At 75.3% G+C, this 19632-nt stretch carries 18 protein-coding genes; 9 read left to right on the top strand and 9 right to left on the bottom strand.

Translation table 11 applies throughout. The annotated features are described in order from the left end of the window. Positions 1-34: 34 nt before the first annotated feature. Together ACL02R_RS24105 and ACL02R_RS24100 are read right to left on the bottom strand one after the other, a co-directional pair. Positions 35-667 carry a sigma-70 family RNA polymerase sigma factor gene (locus tag ACL02R_RS24105; protein ID WP_412799064.1) on the bottom strand — a complete coding sequence of 211 codons (633 nt, stop codon included), beginning with the start codon at positions 665-667 and terminating at the stop codon, positions 35-37. A 106-nt stretch (positions 668-773) separates the two neighbouring features. Continuing rightward, positions 774-1454 (bottom strand): hypothetical protein, encoded by a 681-nt coding sequence (locus ACL02R_RS24100; RefSeq protein WP_412799063.1) that lies wholly within the window; start codon positions 1452-1454, stop codon positions 774-776. A 279-nt stretch (positions 1455-1733) separates the two neighbouring features. Between ACL02R_RS24100 and dhaK the strand changes: the two genes are divergently transcribed. Genes dhaK through ACL02R_RS24085 form a run of 3 tightly spaced genes read left to right on the top strand, consistent with a single transcriptional unit; the run spans position 1734 to position 3786 of the window. Further along, positions 1734-2726, top strand: coding sequence for a dihydroxyacetone kinase subunit DhaK (gene dhaK, locus ACL02R_RS24095; RefSeq protein WP_412799062.1), 993 nt, complete (start codon positions 1734-1736; stop codon positions 2724-2726). A gap of 21 nt (positions 2727-2747) precedes the next feature. Then, complete coding sequence (gene dhaL, locus ACL02R_RS24090) at positions 2748-3383, top strand: dihydroxyacetone kinase subunit DhaL (protein WP_398844346.1); 636 nt, start codon at positions 2748-2750, stop codon at positions 3381-3383. Next, the gene (locus ACL02R_RS24085; RefSeq protein WP_412799061.1) at positions 3376-3786 is read left to right on the top strand and encodes a PTS-dependent dihydroxyacetone kinase phosphotransferase subunit DhaM; all 411 of its coding nucleotides are present in this window, start codon (positions 3376-3378) and stop codon (positions 3784-3786) included. The genes dhaL and ACL02R_RS24085 overlap by 8 nt, the downstream gene beginning before the upstream one ends. A gap of 12 nt (positions 3787-3798) precedes the next feature. Here the strand turns inward: ACL02R_RS24085 and ACL02R_RS24080 are convergent, their stop codons facing one another. From ACL02R_RS24080 to ACL02R_RS24070, 3 genes are read right to left on the bottom strand one after another with little or no spacing between them, the layout of a single operon-like run. Continuing rightward, on the bottom strand, positions 3799-4293 hold the full coding sequence (locus ACL02R_RS24080) for an NUDIX hydrolase (RefSeq protein ID WP_412799060.1): 495 nt from the start codon (positions 4291-4293) through the stop codon (positions 3799-3801). A 10-nt stretch (positions 4294-4303) separates the two neighbouring features. Beyond that, positions 4304-5083, bottom strand: coding sequence for a glutamate racemase (locus ACL02R_RS24075; RefSeq protein ID WP_412799059.1), 780 nt, complete (start codon positions 5081-5083; stop codon positions 4304-4306). Beyond that, on the bottom strand, positions 5080-6393 hold the full coding sequence (locus tag ACL02R_RS24070) for a TerD family protein (protein ID WP_412799058.1): 1314 nt from the start codon (positions 6391-6393) through the stop codon (positions 5080-5082). The genes ACL02R_RS24075 and ACL02R_RS24070 overlap by 4 nt, the downstream gene beginning before the upstream one ends. 249 nt (positions 6394-6642) lie before the next feature. Here ACL02R_RS24070 and ACL02R_RS24065 point away from each other — a divergent pair, with 249 nt between their 5' ends. Continuing rightward, complete coding sequence (locus ACL02R_RS24065; RefSeq protein ID WP_412799057.1) at positions 6643-7278, top strand: DUF6643 family protein; 636 nt, start codon at positions 6643-6645, stop codon at positions 7276-7278. Positions 7279-7314: 36 nt separating this feature from the next. Here ACL02R_RS24065 and ACL02R_RS24060 read toward each other — a convergent pair whose 3' ends face one another. Beyond that, complete coding sequence (locus ACL02R_RS24060; protein ID WP_412799056.1) at positions 7315-8691, bottom strand: family 2B encapsulin nanocompartment shell protein; 1377 nt, start codon at positions 8689-8691, stop codon at positions 7315-7317. A 263-nt stretch (positions 8692-8954) separates the two neighbouring features. Then, positions 8955-10376, bottom strand: coding sequence for a family 2B encapsulin nanocompartment shell protein (locus ACL02R_RS24055; RefSeq protein WP_412799055.1), 1422 nt, complete (start codon positions 10374-10376; stop codon positions 8955-8957). Positions 10377-10770: 394 nt separating this feature from the next. Here ACL02R_RS24055 and ACL02R_RS24050 point away from each other — a divergent pair, with 394 nt between their 5' ends. Beyond that, the gene (locus ACL02R_RS24050; protein WP_412799054.1) at positions 10771-13203 is read left to right on the top strand and encodes a right-handed parallel beta-helix repeat-containing protein; all 2433 of its coding nucleotides are present in this window, start codon (positions 10771-10773) and stop codon (positions 13201-13203) included. Positions 13204-13219: 16 nt separating this feature from the next. Here ACL02R_RS24050 and ACL02R_RS24045 read toward each other — a convergent pair whose 3' ends face one another. Next, positions 13220-15619: a hypothetical protein gene (locus tag ACL02R_RS24045; RefSeq protein WP_412799053.1), complete on the bottom strand. Its 2400-nt coding sequence runs from the start codon at positions 15617-15619 to the stop codon at positions 13220-13222. 129 nt (positions 15620-15748) lie between these two features. Between ACL02R_RS24045 and ACL02R_RS24040 the strand changes: the two genes are divergently transcribed. The 3 genes from ACL02R_RS24040 (at position 15749) to ACL02R_RS24030 (ending at position 18936) form a co-directional block, all read left to right on the top strand. Beyond that, complete coding sequence (locus ACL02R_RS24040; protein WP_362958814.1) at positions 15749-16585, top strand: DeoR/GlpR family DNA-binding transcription regulator; 837 nt, start codon at positions 15749-15751, stop codon at positions 16583-16585. A gap of 127 nt (positions 16586-16712) precedes the next feature. Then, positions 16713-17162, top strand: a complete 450-nt coding sequence (locus ACL02R_RS24035) for a hypothetical protein (RefSeq protein WP_412799052.1) — start codon at positions 16713-16715, stop codon at positions 17160-17162. 64 nt (positions 17163-17226) lie between these two features. Next, a complete protein-coding gene (locus ACL02R_RS24030; RefSeq protein WP_412799051.1) occupies positions 17227-18936 on the top strand; it encodes a bifunctional 3'-5' exonuclease/DNA polymerase in 1710 nt (569 codons plus the stop codon). Here ACL02R_RS24030 and ACL02R_RS24025 read toward each other — a convergent pair. Further along, positions 18915-19403 carry a hypothetical protein gene (locus tag ACL02R_RS24025; RefSeq protein WP_412799050.1) on the bottom strand — a complete coding sequence of 163 codons (489 nt, stop codon included), beginning with the start codon at positions 19401-19403 and terminating at the stop codon, positions 18915-18917. The two genes, ACL02R_RS24030 and ACL02R_RS24025, sit on opposite strands and share 22 nt — an antisense overlap. On the opposite strand from ACL02R_RS24025, the gene ACL02R_RS24020 reads away from it, so the two are divergent. Further along, a complete protein-coding gene (locus ACL02R_RS24020; RefSeq protein ID WP_412799049.1) occupies positions 19363-19623 on the top strand; it encodes a hypothetical protein in 261 nt (86 codons plus the stop codon). The genes ACL02R_RS24025 and ACL02R_RS24020 overlap by 41 nt on opposite strands. Positions 19624-19632 lie beyond the last annotated feature (9 nt).

Genomic DNA, 19632 nt, shown 5'->3' with positions numbered 1-19632 from the left:
GAGCTCGGGGGCGCCGCGGGCGTGACCGGCCGCCTCAGGCCAGCCAGACCGTCGCCAGGTCGCGCCGCGCCCGCGCCACGCGCGACCGCACCGTGCCGATCGGGCAGCCGGTGATCTCGGCGGCCTCCGCGTACGACAGGCCGAGCAGCTGCGTCAGCACGAACGCCTGCCGCCGCCCGCCGTCGAGGGCGCGCAGCGCGTCGAGGAGCGCGATCCGCTCCTCGAAACCGGGCGCCCTGCGCGGCTGCGCGCGGTCGGCCGCCGCGAGCCAGTCGGCCGTGTCGGCCAGCGCCGGGCGCACGGCCGCGCGCCGGTAGCGGTCGACGACCACCCGGCGCGCGATCGACAGCAGCCAGGCGCGGGCGCACGACCGCCCGGCGAAGCCCGGCAGGCTGCCCAGGGCGCGGGCGAACGTCTCCTGCGCCAGGTCGTCCGCGCCGGGACCGTCCGCGCTGAGGTGCGCGACGAACCTGCGGACGTCGTCGTAGGTGGCCCGGACGAAGCGTTCCGCCGCGTCCCGGTCGCCGTCGCCCGCGGCAAGCGCCCAGAGGGTGATGTCGGCGTCGGCCGCGCCCGACCGCCCGGCGGCGGTCCGGCGGCGCGGCCGGGTGGATACGGGTGGTGCGGGTGGTGCGGGTGGTGCCATCGTGTCGTGGGCAGCGTTCATCGCCACTGGTCCTCGGTGTTCTCGCGGAGCCGTCGGCACGCCGCAGCGGCCCCTCGGCGACCGTCACACGGCGGCGCGCCGCCGTGTGACGGGGGAACAGGTCGGCTCAGGACGACGGCACGGGCGGGCCGCGGCGCGACCCCCGGTGCAGCGCCAGCAGGTCACGCGGCCTGCGCGCCCGGCGTGGAGCGGGCGGCAGGGGTACGCGCGGCAGCGGCGGAACACCGGCTCCCGGCCGTCCGGCCACCCGGAGGGGCGCGCACAGCAGGAGCGCGACGCAGCGGGCGAGCTGCCGTGCGACGGCCTCACCCCGCCACAGCCACCAGCCGCACAGCAGCCCGGCCATCCCGTGGGCGACCGCCATGGCGACGCCCGCGTACGCCCCGCCGAACAGGGGGGTGAAGGCGTCGAGGGCGGTGAGGTCCGGGCCGGGTGCCGGGTTCGGGGTGTGGTGATGGTGGACGTGGCCGGTGTACGCCCCGTGCCCCACGGGCAGCTGGGCCGGCCAGTCGGTACCGCTCGCCGCCGGGCGCATGGGGTGCAGACCGCTGAAGACGGCGTGCAGCACCGCCTGGCCCAGGGCGCTCGCCCCGGTGATCAGCCGGATGCCCCGCTCGCGGTGGGCCAGCCACCAGCCGGCGACGCACATCACGGCGAACGCGAGGGCGACGCTCGCGGGCGGGAGACCGTTCCCGGCGGACAGCACATGGCCAAGCCCGGACACGGCGACGCACACCGTCGCGTACAGCGCGGCGTGGGCGAGGCGGAGTGCGGGTCCGGCTCCCATGCGCGCCATGGTGGCAGCGCCTCCCGGCCCCGGGGGAAGAGCAGGCGATGACGATAGATCACCCGTTCGACCGCTATGACGGGACACCGGACCTCTGTGATCTGCGTCACATTTCGGGGCGTACGGCCGGTCCGCCCGCCGGAACTGTACGCTCTCCGCCCCCCACCCCCCGAATCCCCGGCCCGGCGGACGCGCCAGGGGCCGCCGCCCGGCCGATACTGGCGGGTGCGCGGCGCCGTGGCCGCGCCCGGCCCCGGCCGGAGCCTGCTGGAGGTAGTCATGCGGATGCTGATCAACTCGGCGGAGACCGTCGTCGCCGACGCGCTGCGCGGGATGGCCGAGGCCCACCCCGAGCTGACCGTGGACGTGGAGAACCGGGTGGTCGCCCGCCGGGACGCGCCGGTCACCGGCAAGGTCGCGCTGGTCTCCGGCGGCGGCTCGGGCCACGAGCCGCTGCACGGCGGCTTCGTCGGCCCCGGGATGCTGGACGCGGCCTGTCCCGGCGAGGTGTTCACCTCCCCGGTGCCCGACCAGATGGTCCGCGCCGCCTCCCTGGTGGACGGCGGCGAGGGCGTCCTGTTCATCGTGAAGAACTACACGGGCGATGTCCTCAACTTCGACATGGCCGCCGAACTGGCCGACGAGGAGGACATCCGCGTCGCCCGCGTACTGGTCGAGGACGACGTCGCCGTCACCGACAGCCTCTACACGGCGGGCCGCCGCGGCACGGGCGGCACGCTCTTCGTCGAGAAGCTGGCCGGGGCGGCGGCCGAGGCGGGCGCGCCGCTCGACCGCGTCACGGCGGTCGCGCAGCGGGTGGCGGACGCGTCGCGCAGCTTCGGCGTCGCGCTCGGCGCGCCGACCACGCCCGCCAAGGGCGGTCCGACCTTCGACCTCCCCGCCGACGAGCTGGAGCTGGGCATCGGCATCCACGGCGAGCCGGGCCGCGAGCGGCGCGCCGTCATGACGTCGGCGGAGATCGCGGACTACACGGTCGACGTCCTGCTGGCCGACCGGAAGCCGGGCGGCCCCGTCCTCGCGCTCGTCAACGGCATGGGCGCCACGCCGCTGCTGGAGCTGTACGGCTTCAACGCCGAGGTCCAGCGCGTCCTGCGCGAGCGCGGCGTGACGGTGGCGCGTACCCTCGTCGGCAACTACGTGACGTCCCTGGACATGGCGGGCTGCTCCGTGACGCTGTGCGAGGTGGACGACGAACTGCTGCGGCTGTGGGACGCGCCGGTGAGCACGGCGGGGCTGCGCTGGGGCCGCTGAGAGGAGCGCGAAGTGGCTGCGATGGACGCCGGGTTCTTCCGGCGCTGGCTCGCCCTGGCCGCCGCCGCGGTGGACCGTGACGCCGGGCGGCTGACCGACCTGGACTCCGCCGTCGGCGACGCCGACCACGGCAGCAACCTGCGGCGCGGCTTCGCCGCCGTCACCGCCGCGCTGGACGAGCAGGAGCCGGACACCCCCGGCGCCGTCCTCCAGCTCGCGGGCCGCACGCTGGTCTCCAAGGTCGGCGGCGCCTCGGGGCCGCTCTACGGCACGCTGCTGCGGCGTACGGGCAAGGCACTCGGCGACGCGCCCGAGGTCGGCGGCGAGGAACTGCGCGACGCGCTGCGCGAGGGCGTGGAGGCCGTGGCCCGGCTGGGTGGCGGGGCGGCGGGCGACAAGACGATGCTCGACGCGCTGCTGCCCGCCGTGGACGCGCTCCCCGACACGGCGGCGGCGCGGACGGCGGCGCTCGGCGGCGCGGAGGCGACCGTCCCGCTCCAGGCCCGCAAGGGCAGGGCGAGCTACCTGGGCGAGCGCAGCAAGGGGCACATGGACCCGGGGGCGGCCTCCTCCGCGCTGCTGATCGGGGCCCTCGACGAGGCGGCGCACGGCACGGACGGTACGCACGGGAACGGGACGGTGGACGGCGATGGCTGACGGTGCGCGCGTGGGGATCGTGCTGGTGTCGCACAGCGCGGAGGTCGCCGCGTCCGTGGCGGTGCTCGCGGGCGGTCTGGCGGGCGGCGGCGACCTCGCCCCCGTGGAACCGGCGGGCGGCACGCCCGACGGCGGGCTCGGGACCAGCGCCGAGCTGATCGCGGAGGCCGCGCGCCGGGTGGACGGCGGCGCCGGTGTCGCCGTGCTCGCCGACCTCGGCAGCGCCGTGCTCACCGTGCAGGCGATGCTGGCCGAGGGCGACGAACTGCCCGCCGGGACACGGCTGGTGGACGCCCCGTTCGTGGAGGGCGCGGTGGCGGCGCTGGTGACGGCCTCGGCCGGGGGCGACCTGAACGCCGTGGCGGACGCGGCGGCCGAGGCGTACGACTTCAGGAAGCTCTGAGGACGGGCGGCGTCAGCCGCCCACGGCGGGGACGGGCCCGGCGGGCTCGAACCAGGTCGGCCCCTCCTCGCCCGCCAGCCTGATCCGCTCCAGCGCGAACGGGTCGAGCCGCGGCAGCTCGTCCAGCGCGAACCAGCCGACTTCGAGGGACTCGTCGTCGTTCACCCGCGCCTCGCCGCCGACCGCCCGGCACTGGACGGCGATGTCGGTGAACTGGACCTGGTCCCCGTTCGGGTACCGGGTGGGCGGCAGCGTCTGCACCAGCAGGATGCGCTCGGCGACGCAGCGCACCGCCGTCTCCTCCAGGACCTCGCGGACCGCCGCCAGGGCGGGCTGCTCCCCCGGTTCCGGGATGCCGCCGGGGATCGACCAGCGGCCGGTGTCGGCGCGGCGGCCGAGGAGGACGCGGCCCGCGTCGTCGTGGACGACCATGCTGACGCCCGGCAGGCACAGCAGGTCGTGGCCGATGTGGCGGCGGAGGCGGAGGATGAAGTCGGGAGTTGCCATGGCGGCGAGCCTACGCGGACGCCACCGCGAGCAGGCGCCCCTCCGGGTAGGCGAGGGCGGCCTCCGGCAGCGCGGCGGACCGGCCGGCCGCGAAGACGGTCAGACGGCCGGTGGGGGGCGCGGCGGGGTCGGGCGCGGAGCGCGCGCGGCGCAGGGCCTGCGCGGCCACGGCGCCGGCCGATCCGTGGAGGGTGGCGGTGATGCCGTACGCCGCCGCGAGGTGGTCGCGGATGCGGTCGGCGACCAGCTCGTAGTGCGTACAGCCGAGGACGACCGTACGGGTGGCGGGGGGTGTCAGGCCCGCCGCGGCCTTGACGGCGGCGCCGATCGCGGCGTCGTCGGCGCGCTCGACGGCGTCGGCGAGGCCGTGGCAGGGGACGCCGGCCGCCGGGAGCCCGGCGGCGAAGTCGGCGATCAGCCGCTGCTGGTAGCGGCTGGCCGTGGTCGCCGGGGTGGCCCAGACGGCGAACGGCTCACCGCGTGTGGCGGCGGGCTTGATCGCCGGGACGGTCCCGATGACGGGGATCGCGGGCTCCAGTTCGGCGCGCAGGGCGGGCAGCGCGTGGACCGAGGCGGTGTTGCAGGCGACGATCAGGGCGTCGGGGCCGGTCGCCGCGGCGGCGCGCGCGCAGACGAGGGCCCGTTCCGTGATGTCCTCGGGGGTGCGCGGGCCCCACGGCATGCCCGCGGGGTCCCCCGAGATCACGAGGTCGGCGTCGGGCCGCAGTCCGCGCACGGCGGCCGCGGCGGCCAGCAGCCCGAGCCCTGAGTCGACGAGCGCGATCCTCACTTGCGGCCCGGTGTCCACTGGAGCCCGAAGCCGTACGCGTGGTCCACCGTGCGCTGCGGGCTCACGCCGCGGTCGGGCACCAGGTAGCGCGCCTCGCGCTTGACGGTCAGCTCGCCGCCCTGCCCGGTCAGTTCGGCGAGCACGCAGACCGGCGAGGGGACGGTGCACTCGTCGAGGGAGAAGTCGACCGGCGCGCCCTTCTCCGGGGTGAGCGTGACGGTGGCGGTGATGTCCTGGAAGCTGGCGGCGCCGGAGTAGATCGTCACGAAGATCACGACGCGGCGCAGCTCGCGGGCGTGGTCCAGGTTGATGGTCAGGTTCTCGCCCTTGGCGACGGCGCCGGTGCGGTCGTCGCCGTCCAGGTGGATGTACGGCGCCTGGTGGAGGGAGCCGAACGCGTTGCCCAGCGCCTGGATGACGCCCTTGCGGCCGTCCGTCAGCTCGAAGAGCGCGCACAGGTCGAGGTCGAGGCCGCCGCCCATGGCCTTGTTGAGCCGCTCCTTCCAGCCGCTCTTGGCCGCGCCGGTCTGGCGCTGCTCCCAGTTGAGGTTGACACGCATCTGGCCCGAGGTGGCGCCCTGCTTGGCGAGCGAGATGGTCGGGGACGCCTTGGTGAGCGTGACCTTGCTCAGCCGCACCGGGGCCGCCGGCGGCTGCGGGGCCGCGCCGGGGGGCGGCGGGGGCATGGCGGCGGGGACGGCGCCCGCCGGGGGCGGGGGCAGGGGTGCCTGGGCGGGGGCGGGAGCGGTCGACGGGGGCGCGGGCGCGGCGGCCTGCGGGGCGGGCGGGGGCGTGTCGTCCACGCTGATGCCGAAGTCGGTGGCCAGGCCGGCGAGGCCGCTGTCGTACCCCTGGCCCACGGCGCGGAACTTCCAGGCGCCCTGGCGCCGGTACAGTTCGCCGAGGACGAAGGCGGTCTCCGTCGTGGCGTCGGTGCTGTCGAAGCGCGCGATCTCGGCGCCGCCGTCGGCGTCGCTCAGGCGGATGTGCAGGCCGGGGACGCTGCCGAACGTGCCGCCGTCGGCGGAGGCGGCCAGGGTGACGGTCTCGACGGCGGGCTCGACGGCGCCGAGGTCGACGGTGAGCCGGTCGGTGACGGCGCCGCCCTGCGGCTGCTTGCCCTCGTGGCGGACGGCGCCGGAGGCGTGGGCCGGCTGGTTGTAGAAGACGAAGTCGGCGTCGGAGCGGACCCGGCCGCCGACGAGGAGGAGCGCCGAGGCGTCCACGTCCGGTGTCCCCGGCGCGGCTGCCCAGCCGATCTCGACGCGCACCGTTCGCGCGGCCACCGGGACATTCGCACCTTTGAGCATCGGGGTTTCCTCCGTCGTGGGGCGTCGTCACGCCACGTGTTCCGCAGCCACCGCCCACTATGCCATCCCGCCTCGGGGAGACCCCTCGGAGCGGCGGGGGAAGCGGCCGCGCGAGCGGGGGTATTGCGCCTTTTCCGGCCTTTCACCGGAATTGCCTCGCATGGGGACCGGGCGGCTCGCCCGCATCCGGCCAAATCAGCTTCTCATCGGACTCCCCAACAAGCACACGGTGGGCTTAACTTATGGGGTATGACCTCCCCGCGCCCCTACGGTGGTGGGTACTCCTCACCGTCGTTCGCCGACACCCCGATCTACGACAGGCTGGTGGCCGAGCGGGGAACCCCGCAGATAGCCCCCATCCGCGTTCCCGCGGCCTACGACCCCGTGGGGTTCCCGCACCCGTCCCCCCAGCCCGCGCTGCCGGCCCTCCCCGCGCTCCCGTCGGCGCCGTCGCAGCCCTTCCAGCCGTTCCAGCAGTCCTCGCCCGGCATGCACCCCGTGCCGTCGGGGCAGTCCTTCCCCGCCTTCCCGCAGCAGGGCGGCGGTCCCGGTTACCAGGCCGCTCCCCCGCGCCAGCAGCTGCCCGCGCCCGCGGCGCAGGCCCCCGGGGGCTACTTCCCGCAGCAGGCCGCCGCGCCGCGCCCCGCGTTCCCGGGGAACGCGTCGCACATGCCGCAGGCCCCGGCGCCGCAGCAGATGCGGCCCGCGGCGCCCCGTCCGGCGGCCCCCCGCCCGTACCCCGGCGCGTTCCAGGGCCAGCAGCCCCAGAACGCGCCCTACCAGGGGCAGGGCGGCGGGCAGAACCCGTACCCGGCGCAGGAACGGACGCAGCAGCACCAGTACCAGTCGCCCGGCTACTGGTCGGAGCCGGGCGCGGGCCACTGACCGCGCCCGGCGGGCGGTGGGAGGAACGGGCGGCCGTCAGATCTCGACGTCCTCCAGGACGCCGAGGGCGTCGGGGACGAGGACGGCCGCCGAGAAGTAGGCGCTGACCAGGTAGGAGATGACCGCCTGGTCGTCGATGCCCATGAAGCGGACGTTGAGGCTGGGCTCGTACTCCTCCGGGATGCCGGTCTGGTGCAGCCCGACGACGCCCTGGTTCTCCTGGCCGGTGCGCAGGGCGAGCACGGAGCTGGTGCCCTCGGGGGTGATGGGGATCTTGTTGCACGGCAGGATCGGGATGCCGCGCCATGCGCGCAGGACGGTCCCGTCGATCTCGGCCGGGGTGGGGTAGATGCCCCGGGCGTTCCACTCGCGGCCGATGGCGGCGATGGTCCTGGGGTGCGCCAGGAGGTACTGCGTCTTGCGGCGGCGGGAGATCAGTTCGTCGAGGTCGTCGGGGGTGGGCGGGCCGGTGCGGGTGTGGATGCGCTGGCGCACGTCCGCGTTGTGCAGCAGCCCGAACTCCCGGTTGTTCACCAGCTCGTGCTCCTGCCGTTCACGCAACGCCTCGATCGTCAGCCGCAGCTGCTCCTCCACCTGGTTCATCGGCTCGTTGTACAGATCAGCCACCCGCGAATGCACCCGCAACACCGTCTGCGCCACACTCAACTCGTACTCACGCGGCGACAACTCGTAATCCACGAACGTCCCCGGCAACACCGGCTCACCCACATGCCCCGACGCCAACTCGATCACCGCCTCACCGCGCCGGTTCTGGCGGGGGACGGGGCGCGACGCGACGCCGTCGAGGTGCGCGCGGAGCGCGGCGGAGCGGTCGGCGACGGCGGAGACGGCGTCGAGGGGCAGCGCGAGGACGGTGCAGCGGGTGCGGGCCGTGAGGCCGTGCGGCCACTCGGCGGGGCCGCCGGTGAGGGCGCGGTCGCCGTCGTACTCCCCGTCCGCGAGGATGCCGAGGCTGCGCTCGGAGTCGTACGGTCCCGGGGCGAGCTGCTGCACCTTGCCGTGCGCGATGAGCAGGACCTCGGTGACGGGGGTGCCGCCCGCGACGACGACGTCGCCCGCGGCGTACTCGCGCTGGACGCAGCGCTCGGCGAGCGCGGCCAGGGCCTCCTCGTCGTCGAAGCCCTGGAGCGCGGGAAGTTCGGTCAGTTCGGCGGGGATGACGGAGACCTGGCGGCCGGTGGTGACGAACTCGACACGGCCGTTGCCGAGCGTATGGGTGAGGCGCCGGTTCACGCGGAACGTGCCGCCGGACACCTGCGTCCACGGGAGGATCTTGAGCAGCCACCGGGAGGAGACCGCCTGCATCTGCGGCGGCGTCTTGGTGGTGGTGGCGAGGTTGCGTGCGGCGGCTGTGTCCAGGCTGGACAGCGGCGGGTTCTGCTGGGCGTTCACGGGATGTGCCTTCCATGGGCGGGCCGGTACGCGGCGGTGCGCGGCGGCCGGATGCGCGGTGCTGTGCTGTGTTGTGCCGAGCTGTGCTGTGCTGTGTGACGACGTGCTGTGATCCGGGGCGCGAAGAATGCATTCTTCGCGCCGTGCGGAACGGACCCGGGAATTCCCGGCGGCGGACTCGTCGGAATCCGAACAGGGGTGCGCCGGACGGAAATGCGGGCGGAACGGCGGAATGCCTGCCGGGAAAAGGAGGCGGCCGCGGCTCAGTGGCCGATCTCGACGTCCTCCAGGATGCCGAGGGCGTCGGGGACGAGGACGGCGGTGGAGTAGTAGGCGCTGACCAGGTAGGAGATGACCGCCTGGTCGTTCACCCCCATGTACCGGACGGACAGGCCGGGTTCGTACTCGTCGGGGATGCCGGTGCGGTGGAGTCCCACGACACCCTGCCGTTCCCCGGTGCGCAGGGCGAGCACGGAGCTGGTGCCCTCGGCGGTGACGGGGATCTTGTTGCACGGCAGCACCGGCACGCCGCGCCAGGCCGGCACCGCGTGGCCGCCCAGGGAGACGGTGTCCGGGTACAGGCCGCGCCTGCTGCACTCACGGCCGAACGCGGCGATGGCCCTGGGATGGGCCAGGACGACGCTCGGCTCCTTCCAGACGGTCGCGAGGAGTTCGTCGAGGTCGTCGGGGGTGGGCGGGCCGGTGCGGGTGTGGATGCGCTGGCGCACGTCGGCGTTGTGCAGCAGCCCGAACTCCCGGTTGTTCACCAGCTCGTGCTCCTGCCGTTCACGCAACGCCTCGATCGTCAGCCGCAGCTGCTCCTCCACCTGGTTCATCGGCTCGTTGTACAGATCAGCCACCCGCGAATGCACCCGCAACACCGTCTGCGCCACACTCAACTCGTACTCACGCGGCGACAACTCGTAATCCACGAACGTCCCCGGCAACACCGGCTCACCCACATGCCCCGACGCCAACTCGATCACCGCCTCACCCGCGGCGTTGCGCGGCGCGGCCGCGGTGGCGCGTGCGGCGTCCAGGTGGGCGGCCAGCCCCGGGGCGCCGTCCACGACCTCCCGGAGCGTCTGGGCGTCGGCGGTGAGCACGGTGCCGCCGGTGAGCGCCACCAGGCTGTACGGCCAGCCGCCGGGGTCGTCCTCGGTCAGCAGCCGGTCGCCCTCGAAGTCGCCGCCGGCCAGGACGCCGTGCTCGGTCTCGCCGTCGTAGCGGCCGGGGCCGCGCCGGCTGACCTTGCCGTGCGCGACGAGCACCACCTGGTCGGCCGGGTCGCCGGCGCGGGTGAGGACGTCGCCGGGGCGGAAGTCGTGCTGTGTGAAGGCCGAGGCGAGCCGTTCGAGCACGGCGGTGTCGTCGTAGCCGGCGAGGGCGGGCAGTTCGCCCAGCTCGGCGGGGATGACGCGGATCTCGGTGCCGGTCGAGACGAATTCGACGCGCCCGTTGCCGAGCGTGTGGGTGAGGCGCCGGTTCACGCGGAACGTGCCGCCGGACACCTGCACCCAGGGCAGGACCCGCAGCAGCCAGCGGGAGCTGATCTCCTGCATCTGCGGCGGCGTCTTGGTGGTGGTCGCCAGATTCCGCGCCGCGGCGGTCGTCAGGCTCGACGGGCCGTTCGGCGCGGTGTTCCGCGCCGCGTTCTCCGGCGCGTTACCGGTTGCAGTCGTCATGTGTCGTGTCGCCAATCCACGGTGCTTTCGCCCTTTCCGTTCAAGGGCCAATCGGGGGAGATCCCGCGAAGAAACTAGAGGGTGCGGGGAGACGCGGCAATCACTCGAAAGAGCGGCCAACTACTGGATTTCCCAAAGGAATTGCGGGGTATCCCGGCGCGCCCTTCCTGCACGTCTCCACACAGAGCGACGAATTGATGACTCATCGTGACGGGCTAGGGTGTGAGGGCGCGCAGGCGCACTTCCGGAGCGCGGAGGCACGCGCGGGGCGCACGCCCAGTGCTGTCGCTCCGGTCATACCGGCAGCCCGCGGCGCGCTACGGTGGAGCGGCCAAGACGCCAATTCGCGTGGTAAAAAGCGCGGTCATCGCACGAGGTTGGGGCACAGCGGTCCATGACTAAGGGCTCGGTCCAGGTGACGCACACCGGTACGGGACGCTGGCGGCGGCGGACCGCCGTCTACAGCACGGTCACCGAAGCCCTCGCCGCCGCGGCCGACGGGGACGTGCTGGTCCTGGCGCCCGGCACGTACCGCGAGAACCTCGTCGTCGAACAGGCCGTCACCCTGCGCGGCCCCGCCGACGACCGGGACGGCCCGGCCCGCGTCGCCCCGCTGGACGGCGTGCCGCTGACCGTGCGCGGCTCCGCCACGGTGCAGGGGCTGCGGATCGAGGGCCAGGACACGACGGCGCCCGCCGTGCTCGTCGAGAACAGCATGCCGGAGCTGACGGGCCTCCTGATCCACACCTCCTCCGCGTCCGGCGTGGAGGTGCGCGGGGGCGCGCGGCCGACCGTGCGGCAGTGCACGGTGAGCAACCCGACGGGCACCGGCATCAGCGTCACGGACGGCGCGGGCGGCCTGTTCGAGGAGTGCCAGGTCACCGAGTCGGGGCAGCCTGGCATCGCGGTGCGCGGCCCGGCGCACCTGCGCCTCGAACGCTGCGCCGTGCGGCGTTCGCGCGGGGCGGGTCTCTCGGTGACCGGCGACGGCTCGGCGGTGGACGCGCTGGCGTGCGTCTTCGAGGAGGTGCGCGGCCCCGGCGTGCGGCTCGCGGACCGCGCCACGGCGCACCTCACCGAGTGCCGGGTCGCCGCGACCACGGGCGACGGCATCACGCTGGACACCGAGGCCGTGCTCACGCTCACCGACAGCGCGGTGACCGACATCCCGGAGAACGCGCTCGACCTGCGGTCCCGCTCGGTGCTGACCCTGGTCCGCACGGCGGTGCACGGCTTCGGGCGCAACGGCATGTCCGTCTGGGACCCGGGCACGCACGCGGACGCGCACGACTGCGAGATCCACGGCAGCACCGGCGACTACCCGGCGGTGTGGGTCAGCGACGGCGCGACTGCCGTCCTGGAGTCCTGCCGGGTGCACGACGTGCCGGACGCGCTGTTCGTCCTGGACGCCGGGTCCCGGGCGGACGTGGTGGACAGCCGGGTGGAGGACGTGCGCGGCTCGGCGGTCTCGGTGAGCGACGGCGCGACGGCGCGCCTCGACGCCTGCCGCATACGGCGGGTGGGGACCGGCGCCTGGTTCCGCGACGAGGGCAGCGGCGGCACGGTGACGGGCAGCACCGTCGAGGAGGCCAGGACGGGCTTCATCGTCACGAAGGGCGCCGACCCCTCGGTGGAGGACTGCACGGTCACGGGCCCGTCCGAGGCGGGGGTCTACGTGTCGGCGGGCGGCAGGGGGCGGTTCACGCGCTGCCGGATCTCCGGCTCGGGCGGCTACGGCTTCCACATCATCGACGGCTGCCGCACCGAGCTGAACCGCTGCCGCACCGAGCGGTGCGCGCGCGGCGGTTACGTGTTCACGGAGGACAGCCCGGTCCTGACCGGCTGCCACAGCGACGAGTCCACGGCCCCCGGGGCGGACGTGCGGCTCAAGACGCCGGAGCCCGCGCCCACGCCCGTCGCGGACACGGCAGTCGCCCGGTCGACGGCCGCCGCGTCCCCGGCACGCGCCACCGCGCCGGTCACGCCCGCCGCCCCGCCGCCCCCGGCGCCCGACGCGCGCTCCTCCGACGACGTGCTCGCCGAACTGGAGTCGCTGGTCGGCCTGGACACCGTCAAGCGCGAGGTCAGATCGCTCATCGACATGATCGAGATCGGCAGGCGTCGCGAGGCGGCCGGGCTGAAGGCCGCCTCGCCGCGCCGCCATCTCGTCTTCACCGGCTCGCCCGGCACCGGCAAGACCACCGTGGCGCGGCTGTACGGGGAGATCCTCGCCGCGCTCGGCGTGCTGGAGCGCGGCCACCTGGTCGAGGTGTCGCGCGTCGACCTGGTCGGCGAGCACATCGGCTCGACGGCGATCCGCACCCAGGACGCGTTCGAACGGGCGCGCGGCGGCGTGCTGTTCATCGACGAGGCGTACGCCCTCTCGCCCGAGGACGCCGGGCGCGACTTCGGGCGCGAGGCGATCGACACACTCGTGAAGCTGATGGAGGACCACCGGGACGCGGTCGTCGTCATCGTGGCCGGCTACACGGCGGAGATGGATCGTTTTCTGCTGGTCAACCCGGGTGTCGCCTCGCGCTTCTCCCGCACCATCAGCTTCGGCGACTACTCGCCGGAGGAACTGCTCAGCATCGTCGGGCAGCAGGCCGGCGAGCAGCAGTACGAGCTGGGCGAGGGCACGCGCGAGGCGCTGCTGAAGTACTTCACGACGCTCGACCGCGGCCCGTCGTTCGGCAACGGGCGCACGGCGCGCCAGACGTTCGAGGCGATGGTCGAGCGGCACGCCGGGCGCGTCGCCCGGCTCGCCGACCCCAGCACGGCCGACCTGTCCGTGCTCTACCCGGACGACCTGCCGCCGCTGCGCTGAGGCGGCCGCGCCGCCCTCACGCGCCGCCGCCCGCGTCCGTCCGCCGCGCCTTCCGCCCCGTGGCCGGCGCGGCCTGCCCCGGCAGGGCGATGGGCGCGGCGGCCTGGCCGCGCAGGAGCCGGCGGAACAGCGCGGAGCGCTCCTCGGCGAAGGCGGGGTCCTCGGGGTAGTCGCCGTGCCCGAGTACCGGTTCGGGCAGCGGGCGCAGGAGGTTGCGGCCGTAGAACAGCGGGTCGGACAGCGGCCCCCGGTCGACGGGCGCCATGCCGGGGCCGCCGAGCACCAGGACGGGCCCGCCGATGGGGTCGGTGGCGCGCCACAGGTTGCGCCAGCAGGGCACGTCCTGGTGGAGGGAGCGCAGCGCCGTCGGCCCGAAGTAGGCGGGGAACCAGCGGCCGTAGAGCCGTTCCAGCGGCGAGCCGTGCGTGAGCAGGGCGATGCGGCTGCGCGTGGCGGCGTCGAGCTGCCAGACGGCCGCCGCCGCGAGGACGCTGCCCTGGGAGTGCCCCGAGATGATGAGCCGCCCCGCCGTGGCGTCGATGTAGGTGCCCATGCGCCAGGAGAGGTCGGGCACGGCGCGCTCGGCGTAACAGGGCGGCGCGAACGGGTGGGCGGCGCGCGGCCAGAACGTGCCGACGTCCCACAGTATGCCGACGGTCCGCCTGGCCCCGCTGTCCGCGTACGCCCGGCGCCCCACCGCCAGCAGGACGACGACTCCTATGCCCATCAGCCACGAGCCGAGCACCTGGCTGATGTCCGTGACGGCGGTGACGAGGGCGGGCGCGCCCTGCACGAGTTCGGCGGGCGACTCGCCGGTGAGGGAGCCGCCCACGACCACGAGGCCCAGCAGGAGGCAGCTGCCGGCGATCCAGCCGACGAGGGCGGGCGCCGAGTCCGTGAGCCGCGCGCGGGCGACGGAGGCGGCGATCCGGGCGCTGCGCTCGCGCAGCGGGGCGCAGCTCTCGTCCGGGTAGCCGCTCCTGACGCCGGGCGCCAGCCGTGCGGCGAGGCGCCGGGTGCGCACGGCGGCGGCGACGGCGAGGACGAGGACGACCGCGAGCAGCGCGGGGATCACGGCGGCCTCCCAGCTGAGGACGACGGGCGGCCCGGTGATCGTGGCGCCCTCCTCGCCCGGCGCGGCCGAGGGGTCGAGCCAGTCGGCGACGCGGTCGGCGACGCCGCCGGTGAAGACGCCGCCGATGCCGCAGGCCAGCATGGCGACGGCCGGGCCGCCGAGGCCGAGCAGCGCGCCGCGTTCGCGCCGGGGGGTGTGGCGGTGCAGCCAGTAGGCGGTCAGCGCGAGGCCGACGACGAGGAAGCCCTGGAGGATCATCAGCGAGGGGAACGTGCCGCCGCCCGCCGGGAGCCGTCCGCCGCTGGTCCACCGGGGGCGGCTCCACGCGGTGTGGAGTACGACAACGGCCAGCAGCGCGACCGCGCCCCAGGGCAGCGTGCGGGTCATCGGCGGGTCGGGGCGTTCGTCGGGCTCCTGCTCGGTCCTGCCGTGGAGGATCTGCTGGACGAGCACGACGCCCCAGCCGAGGACCGTGAGGACCAGCAGGGCGCGGCCGGTGGCGTCGAGCGCCGCGCTGCCGCGTCCGCTCTGGTCGAAGGGGGCGGTGGCCAGCAGCAGCGCGGTGGTGACGGTGAACAGCGCGGCGGCGGTGTGCGTGGCGCGCAGCCGGGCCACCGAGCGCCGCCCGTACCAGAAGCCGGGCAGGCTGAGCGCGGCCCGTTCGCCGCCGTCGGGCCGGGGGCGCACGGGGGGCGACGCGGATTCGTAGCTGCTCCAGGTGCGGTGGGAGAGCCACCACAGCAGGGCCGTGAGCGCGACGGGCAGGGCGGCGGCGACGGCCAGGCGGCGTCCCGGCTGGGCCCACCAGCTGTCGCCGGAGAGCGGTTCGAGCCAGGACGTGCGCCGGGCGCAGGCTTCCGAGCCGGCGCACTGCCAGGCGATGAGGTCGAGCGCGACGGCGCACGCCCCCGCGGTGAACAGCACGGTGAGGGTGAGGGCGACGAGGCGGACGAGGACGGCGTGGACGTCCTGCGCGTGCCGGGCGCCCCCCGGCGCGGTGGGGCGCATCCAGTGGGCGAGGTTCACGATCATGAAGGGCAGCAGGAGCAGCCAGAGGGCGCGGGCGCCGTTGCCGGAGGTGAGTCCGGACCAGCAGTAGGCCTCGCGCTGCGGGTCGTCGTCGTCCCAGGGCCGTTCCGCCAGGTCGTCGGCGCGGCGGTGGATGCTCGCGGTGCCGTCGCCGGTGACGCGGGTGGTCCAGGTGGACTCCAGCATCTCCTGCGGGGTGGTGCCGCCGACGCCGTGGACGAGGAGTTCGAGGGCGGGTTCCGGCGGCGCGTGGCGCGGCTCGGGCGCGGGCCCGGCCGTGTGGCCGCCGGTCGCCGTGTGATCGGTCGTCATGGTCCGCTCCCCCGGGGTCGCGTGCTGTCCCACGTCTGTGTCTCTCCGTTGCCGGGCGGGGTGAACCGTCCACGGCCGGTGGAAGTTGGGGCGTGCGAGGATGACCCTTCCGGAGACGAGGGAGGCCCTGTGAGCGACAACCAGAATCTGCTGGCCGGGCAGCGGCGGGCGCTCATCCTGGAGGAGGTGCGGCGGCGCGGCGGTATCCGGGTGAGCGAACTGACGCGGATGCTCCAGGTGTCGGACATGACGGTGCGCCGCGATCTGGACGTGCTGGCACGGCAGGGCGCGCTGGAGAAGGTGCACGGCGGCGCGGTGCCGGTCGCGGAGCAGCGGACGCACGAGCCGGGGTTCGAGGCGAAGTCGTCGCTCGAACCGTCGGCGAAGAGCGCGATCGCCAGGTCCGCGGCGGCCCTGGCGTCACCGGGCAGCGCGGTGGCGCTCTCCGGCGGGACGACGACGTACGCGGTGGCGCGTGAGCTGCTCGACGTGCCGGGTCTGACGGTGGTCACCAACTCGGTGCGGGTCGCGGACGTCTTCCACGACGCGCGGCGTGCGGACCCGGCGGCGGCCGGGGCGCCGCAGACGGCGACGGTGGTGCTGACCGGCGGGGTGCGTACGCCCTCGGACGCGCTGGTGGGGCCGGTGGCCGACGCGGCGATCGGGTCGCTGCACTTCGACGTGCTGTTCCTGGGGGTGCACGGGATCTCCGTCGAGGCGGGGCTGTCCACGCCCAACCTGGCGGAGGCGGAGACGAACCGGCACTTCATCCGCTCGGCGCGCCGGGTGGTGGTGGTCGCCGACCACACCAAGTGGGGGACGACGGGCCTGAGTTCGTTCGCCTCGCTGGACGAGGTGGACACGCTGGTGACGGACTCGGGGCTGCCGGGCGCCGACCGCGAGGAGATCGCCGAGCACCTGGCGGAGCTGATCATCGCGGGGCCGGGCGAGGGCGCGGGGCGCTGAAGCCTGCCTTCGGGAAGAACCACACGTTCGTGTGACAGGACGCCCCGAAGGGCGCAAGCGGTGCCATAATCGGACACTTCACCCGTCCTTCGAGCCGCCGCGAGCCGGCAGATCGGTGAGGCGCCCCGTGACCCGTCCCCCGGCCGAGCCCGGCCACCACCGAGCAGTCGCCTTCCACGTGCCGCCGGACCGCGAGGAGCGGGCGCGGCGGATCGTTTCCGCCCAGCTCCGCTACTGGCGGGTCCCCGAGGTCGTCGAGGCGGCGGAGGAGGGCATGGGCCTCCTGCTCGCCGCCATGCGGCGGCACGCGGACGCGGCGCCGCGCTGCCGGGTCCAGCTGGTTCTCCTGTGGGACCGGCTGGCGCTGTCGGTGTGCGACCACCCGCCGGACGTCTGCGGCAGGACGGGCGGCGGCCCGGCGGGCCAGGACGGGGTGGCCGGGGTGAGGGACAGCGGCGGGGTGCGGACCTTCCAGGACGAGTCGGGCCGCACGCTGTGGCTGACCGTCCCCGTGCCGGTGCCGGAAGGCCCGGCCGAGGCCCGCGGCCTGCGGCTGCCGTGGTCAGCCCACGCCTGACCCGCCCGGCGGAGTACGCCTCCGGCCGGAGGAGATGTCAGTGCCCGATGCGAGAATCGCACGCATGAGCGATTCAGGTGCCGGCTCCGGGCGCTGGGCCATGGCGGACCACCCCGACGGCTCGGTCCGCGTGTGCCCGCTCGACGCCCACGGGCGGCAGGCCGGTCCCGTCACCGCCGAGCCAGGACCCGGCGCCGCCGTACGCGCCAGGCCGTGGGTGGCACGGTGGGTCTGGCGGTCCACGGCCGCCGCACTCCCCCGCGTCCTGGACGACGGCGGGTACGTGGACCGGTGCTACGACGTCGAGGCCGCCGAGGCGCTGCTGCTGGGCCACGAGGGCGCGCACCACCTCCCCCGCTCGCTCGGCGCCGCCTACGCCAGGCTGCACGGCCTCCCCGTGCCCCCCGACCTGCCGGCCGGCGTCCCCGACTCGGGCCAGCCGTCGCTCTTCGAGGCCGCCCCCGCACCCCTGCCGGGCGACGCCGACCCGCTCACGGCGCTGCTGGACGTCTACGCGGCCCAGCTCGCCCGTACGGCGGCCGTCGCCGAGGCGGGCCGCATGCGGCTGCTCCTCGCCGCCGAGTCGGCGGGCACACTGGTCGCCGCCGAGATGGGCCGCACGGGCCTCCCCTGGCGGGCCGACCTGCACGAACGGCTGCTGGACGAACTGCTCGGCGAACGCTTCCCCGGCGGCGCCCCGCCCCGGCGGCTCGGCGAGCTGGCGGCGGAGATCTCGGCCGCCTTCGGCCCCGGCGTCCACGTGCGGCCCGACCAGCCGGCCGACGTCCTCAAGGCGTTCGCGGGCGCGGGCATCAGGCTGAACTCGACGCGGGCCTGGGAGCTGCGGCGGATCGACCACCCTGCCGTCGAACCGCTGCTCCGCTACAAGAAGCTCTACCGCATCCACACCGCCCACGGCCGCGCGTGGCTCCGCTCGTGGGTGCGGGACGGGCGCTTCCGCTCGGAGTACGTCCCGGGCGGCGCGCCGTCCGGGCGGTGGACGACCAACGGCGGCGGCGCGCTCCAGATCCCGCGCGTGATCAGGCGGGCCGTGGTCGCCGACCCCGGCTGGCGCCTGGTGGTCGCCGACGCCGACCAGCTGGAACCCCGCGTGCTCGCCGCCATCTCCCGCGACCCAGGACTGATGACGGCGGCCGGGGACAGCGGCGACCTGTACACGTCGCTCGCCCGGCGCGGCTTCTCCGGGGACCGGGCCGCCGCCAAGCTGGCGCTGCTCGGCGCGGTCTACGGGCAGACGTCCGGCGACGGCCTGGCGCAGCTCGCGGACCTGCGCCGCCGTTTCCCGCGCGCCGTGGCGTACGTGGACGACGCCGCGCGCGCGGGCGAGCAGGGCCGCCTCGTCCGCACCTGGCTGGGGCGTACGTCACCTGCCCCCGGCTCCGGCACGGTCGGCGGCGACCCCGACGAGGTGCCGGACGGCGGGACGGCCGACCCGCCGCGCGCGGGGACGACACCGGCCGCCCGCGCCTGGGGCCGCTTCACGCGGAACTTCGTCGTCCAGGGCAGCGCCGCCGAGTGGGCCCTGCTGATGCTGGCCGCGCTGCGCCGCTCGCTGCGCGGCATGCGGGCCGAGCTGGTGTTCTTCCAGCACGACGAGGTGATCGTGCACTGCCCGGCGGAGGAGGCGGCGGCGGTCGCCGCGGCGATCACCGCGGCGGCCGACTCGGCCGGGGAGACGGCGTTCGGCCCCACCCCCGTCCGCTTTGCCTGCACCACGGCGGTCGTCGAGTGCTACGCCGACGCGAAGGACTGACGCGCACGGCCGGCCGTCCGCCGCCCGGTCCCGCCGCGCCGGAGCAGCGGGGCGCGGAAGGCGAGGACGAGACGGAGGACGGCGGACCAGAGGGCGAGGGTGACGTCCGGCACCCAGGTCATGAGCTGGTCGCGGCTCATCCGGCTCAGGAACGGCACGGCGATCCCCCACGGCAGGGCGCCCGCCAGGCACCACAGGAACGTGAGCGTGTTGCGGCGTGGCAGCGTGGCAGGCGCCGGGCGGCGCAGCAGGAGGGCGGAGCGGACGGCGGCGAGGAGGAGGGCGAGGGCGAGGACGGCGCTGCCCCAGACCGCCGCACGGTAGAACGACGCGGAGGGGGCGTCCGCGGGGGCCGCGCCGAAGGCGGCCTGGAGGACGGCCTCGTCCGTGAGGAGGCCGTAGAGGTTCTGCTGGAGGACGAGCGCGGTGTCCTGCTCCGGCAGCAGGAAGAGCGCCGCCGAGCACAACGGCAAGGAGTGCGGCGAGGTCGCGGCCGGCCTGGCCGCCTGGCCGGCCGCCGTCCGGCTCACCGCCGTGACGGAGGGGCTGGCGCTCCAGGTCTACCGCGACCCCGGCGGCGTGGAAGGCGTACCGGCCGCCGAGCTGGTCGCGTCGGTCCTCGACGCCGCACTGGCCGCCGTCTTCACCGGCGAGTGCCGCCAGTACGCCGCGCGCGCCGGCGGCTGAACCGTCCCC

Source organism: Streptomyces sp. MS19, assembly GCF_047200595.1.
Lineage (GTDB): Bacteria > Actinomycetota > Actinomycetes > Streptomycetales > Streptomycetaceae > Streptomyces.
This window is presented reverse-complemented; position numbering and strand designations above follow the sequence as displayed.

Bases quoted from the DNA above. Each gene is read 5' to 3' on its own strand.
- ACL02R_RS24085 (WP_412799061.1), top strand. From the start codon at position 3,376: ATGGCTGACGGTGCGCGCGTGGGGATCGTGCTGGTGTCGCACAGCGCG.
- ACL02R_RS24050 (WP_412799054.1), top strand. From the start codon at position 10,771: ATGACTAAGGGCTCGGTCCAGGTGACGCACACCGGTACGGGACGCTGG.
- ACL02R_RS24065 (WP_412799057.1), top strand. From the start codon at position 6,643: ATGACCTCCCCGCGCCCCTACGGTGGTGGGTACTCCTCACCGTCGTTC.
- ACL02R_RS24070 (WP_412799058.1), bottom strand. From the start codon at position 6,393: ATGCTCAAAGGTGCGAATGTCCCGGTGGCCGCGCGAACGGTGCGCGTC.
- dhaK (WP_412799062.1), top strand. From the start codon at position 1,734: ATGCGGATGCTGATCAACTCGGCGGAGACCGTCGTCGCCGACGCGCTG.
- ACL02R_RS24100 (WP_412799063.1), bottom strand. From the start codon at position 1,454: ATGGGAGCCGGACCCGCACTCCGCCTCGCCCACGCCGCGCTGTACGCG.
- ACL02R_RS24045 (WP_412799053.1), bottom strand. From the start codon at position 15,619: ATGACGACCGATCACACGGCGACCGGCGGCCACACGGCCGGGCCCGCG.
- ACL02R_RS24080 (WP_412799060.1), bottom strand. From the start codon at position 4,293: ATGGCAACTCCCGACTTCATCCTCCGCCTCCGCCGCCACATCGGCCAC.
- ACL02R_RS24105 (WP_412799064.1), bottom strand. From the start codon at position 667: ATGAACGCTGCCCACGACACGATGGCACCACCCGCACCACCCGCACCA.
- ACL02R_RS24055 (WP_412799055.1), bottom strand. From the start codon at position 10,376: ATGACGACTGCAACCGGTAACGCGCCGGAGAACGCGGCGCGGAACACC.
- dhaL (WP_398844346.1), top strand. From the start codon at position 2,748: ATGGACGCCGGGTTCTTCCGGCGCTGGCTCGCCCTGGCCGCCGCCGCG.
- ACL02R_RS24030 (WP_412799051.1), top strand. From the start codon at position 17,227: ATGAGCGATTCAGGTGCCGGCTCCGGGCGCTGGGCCATGGCGGACCAC.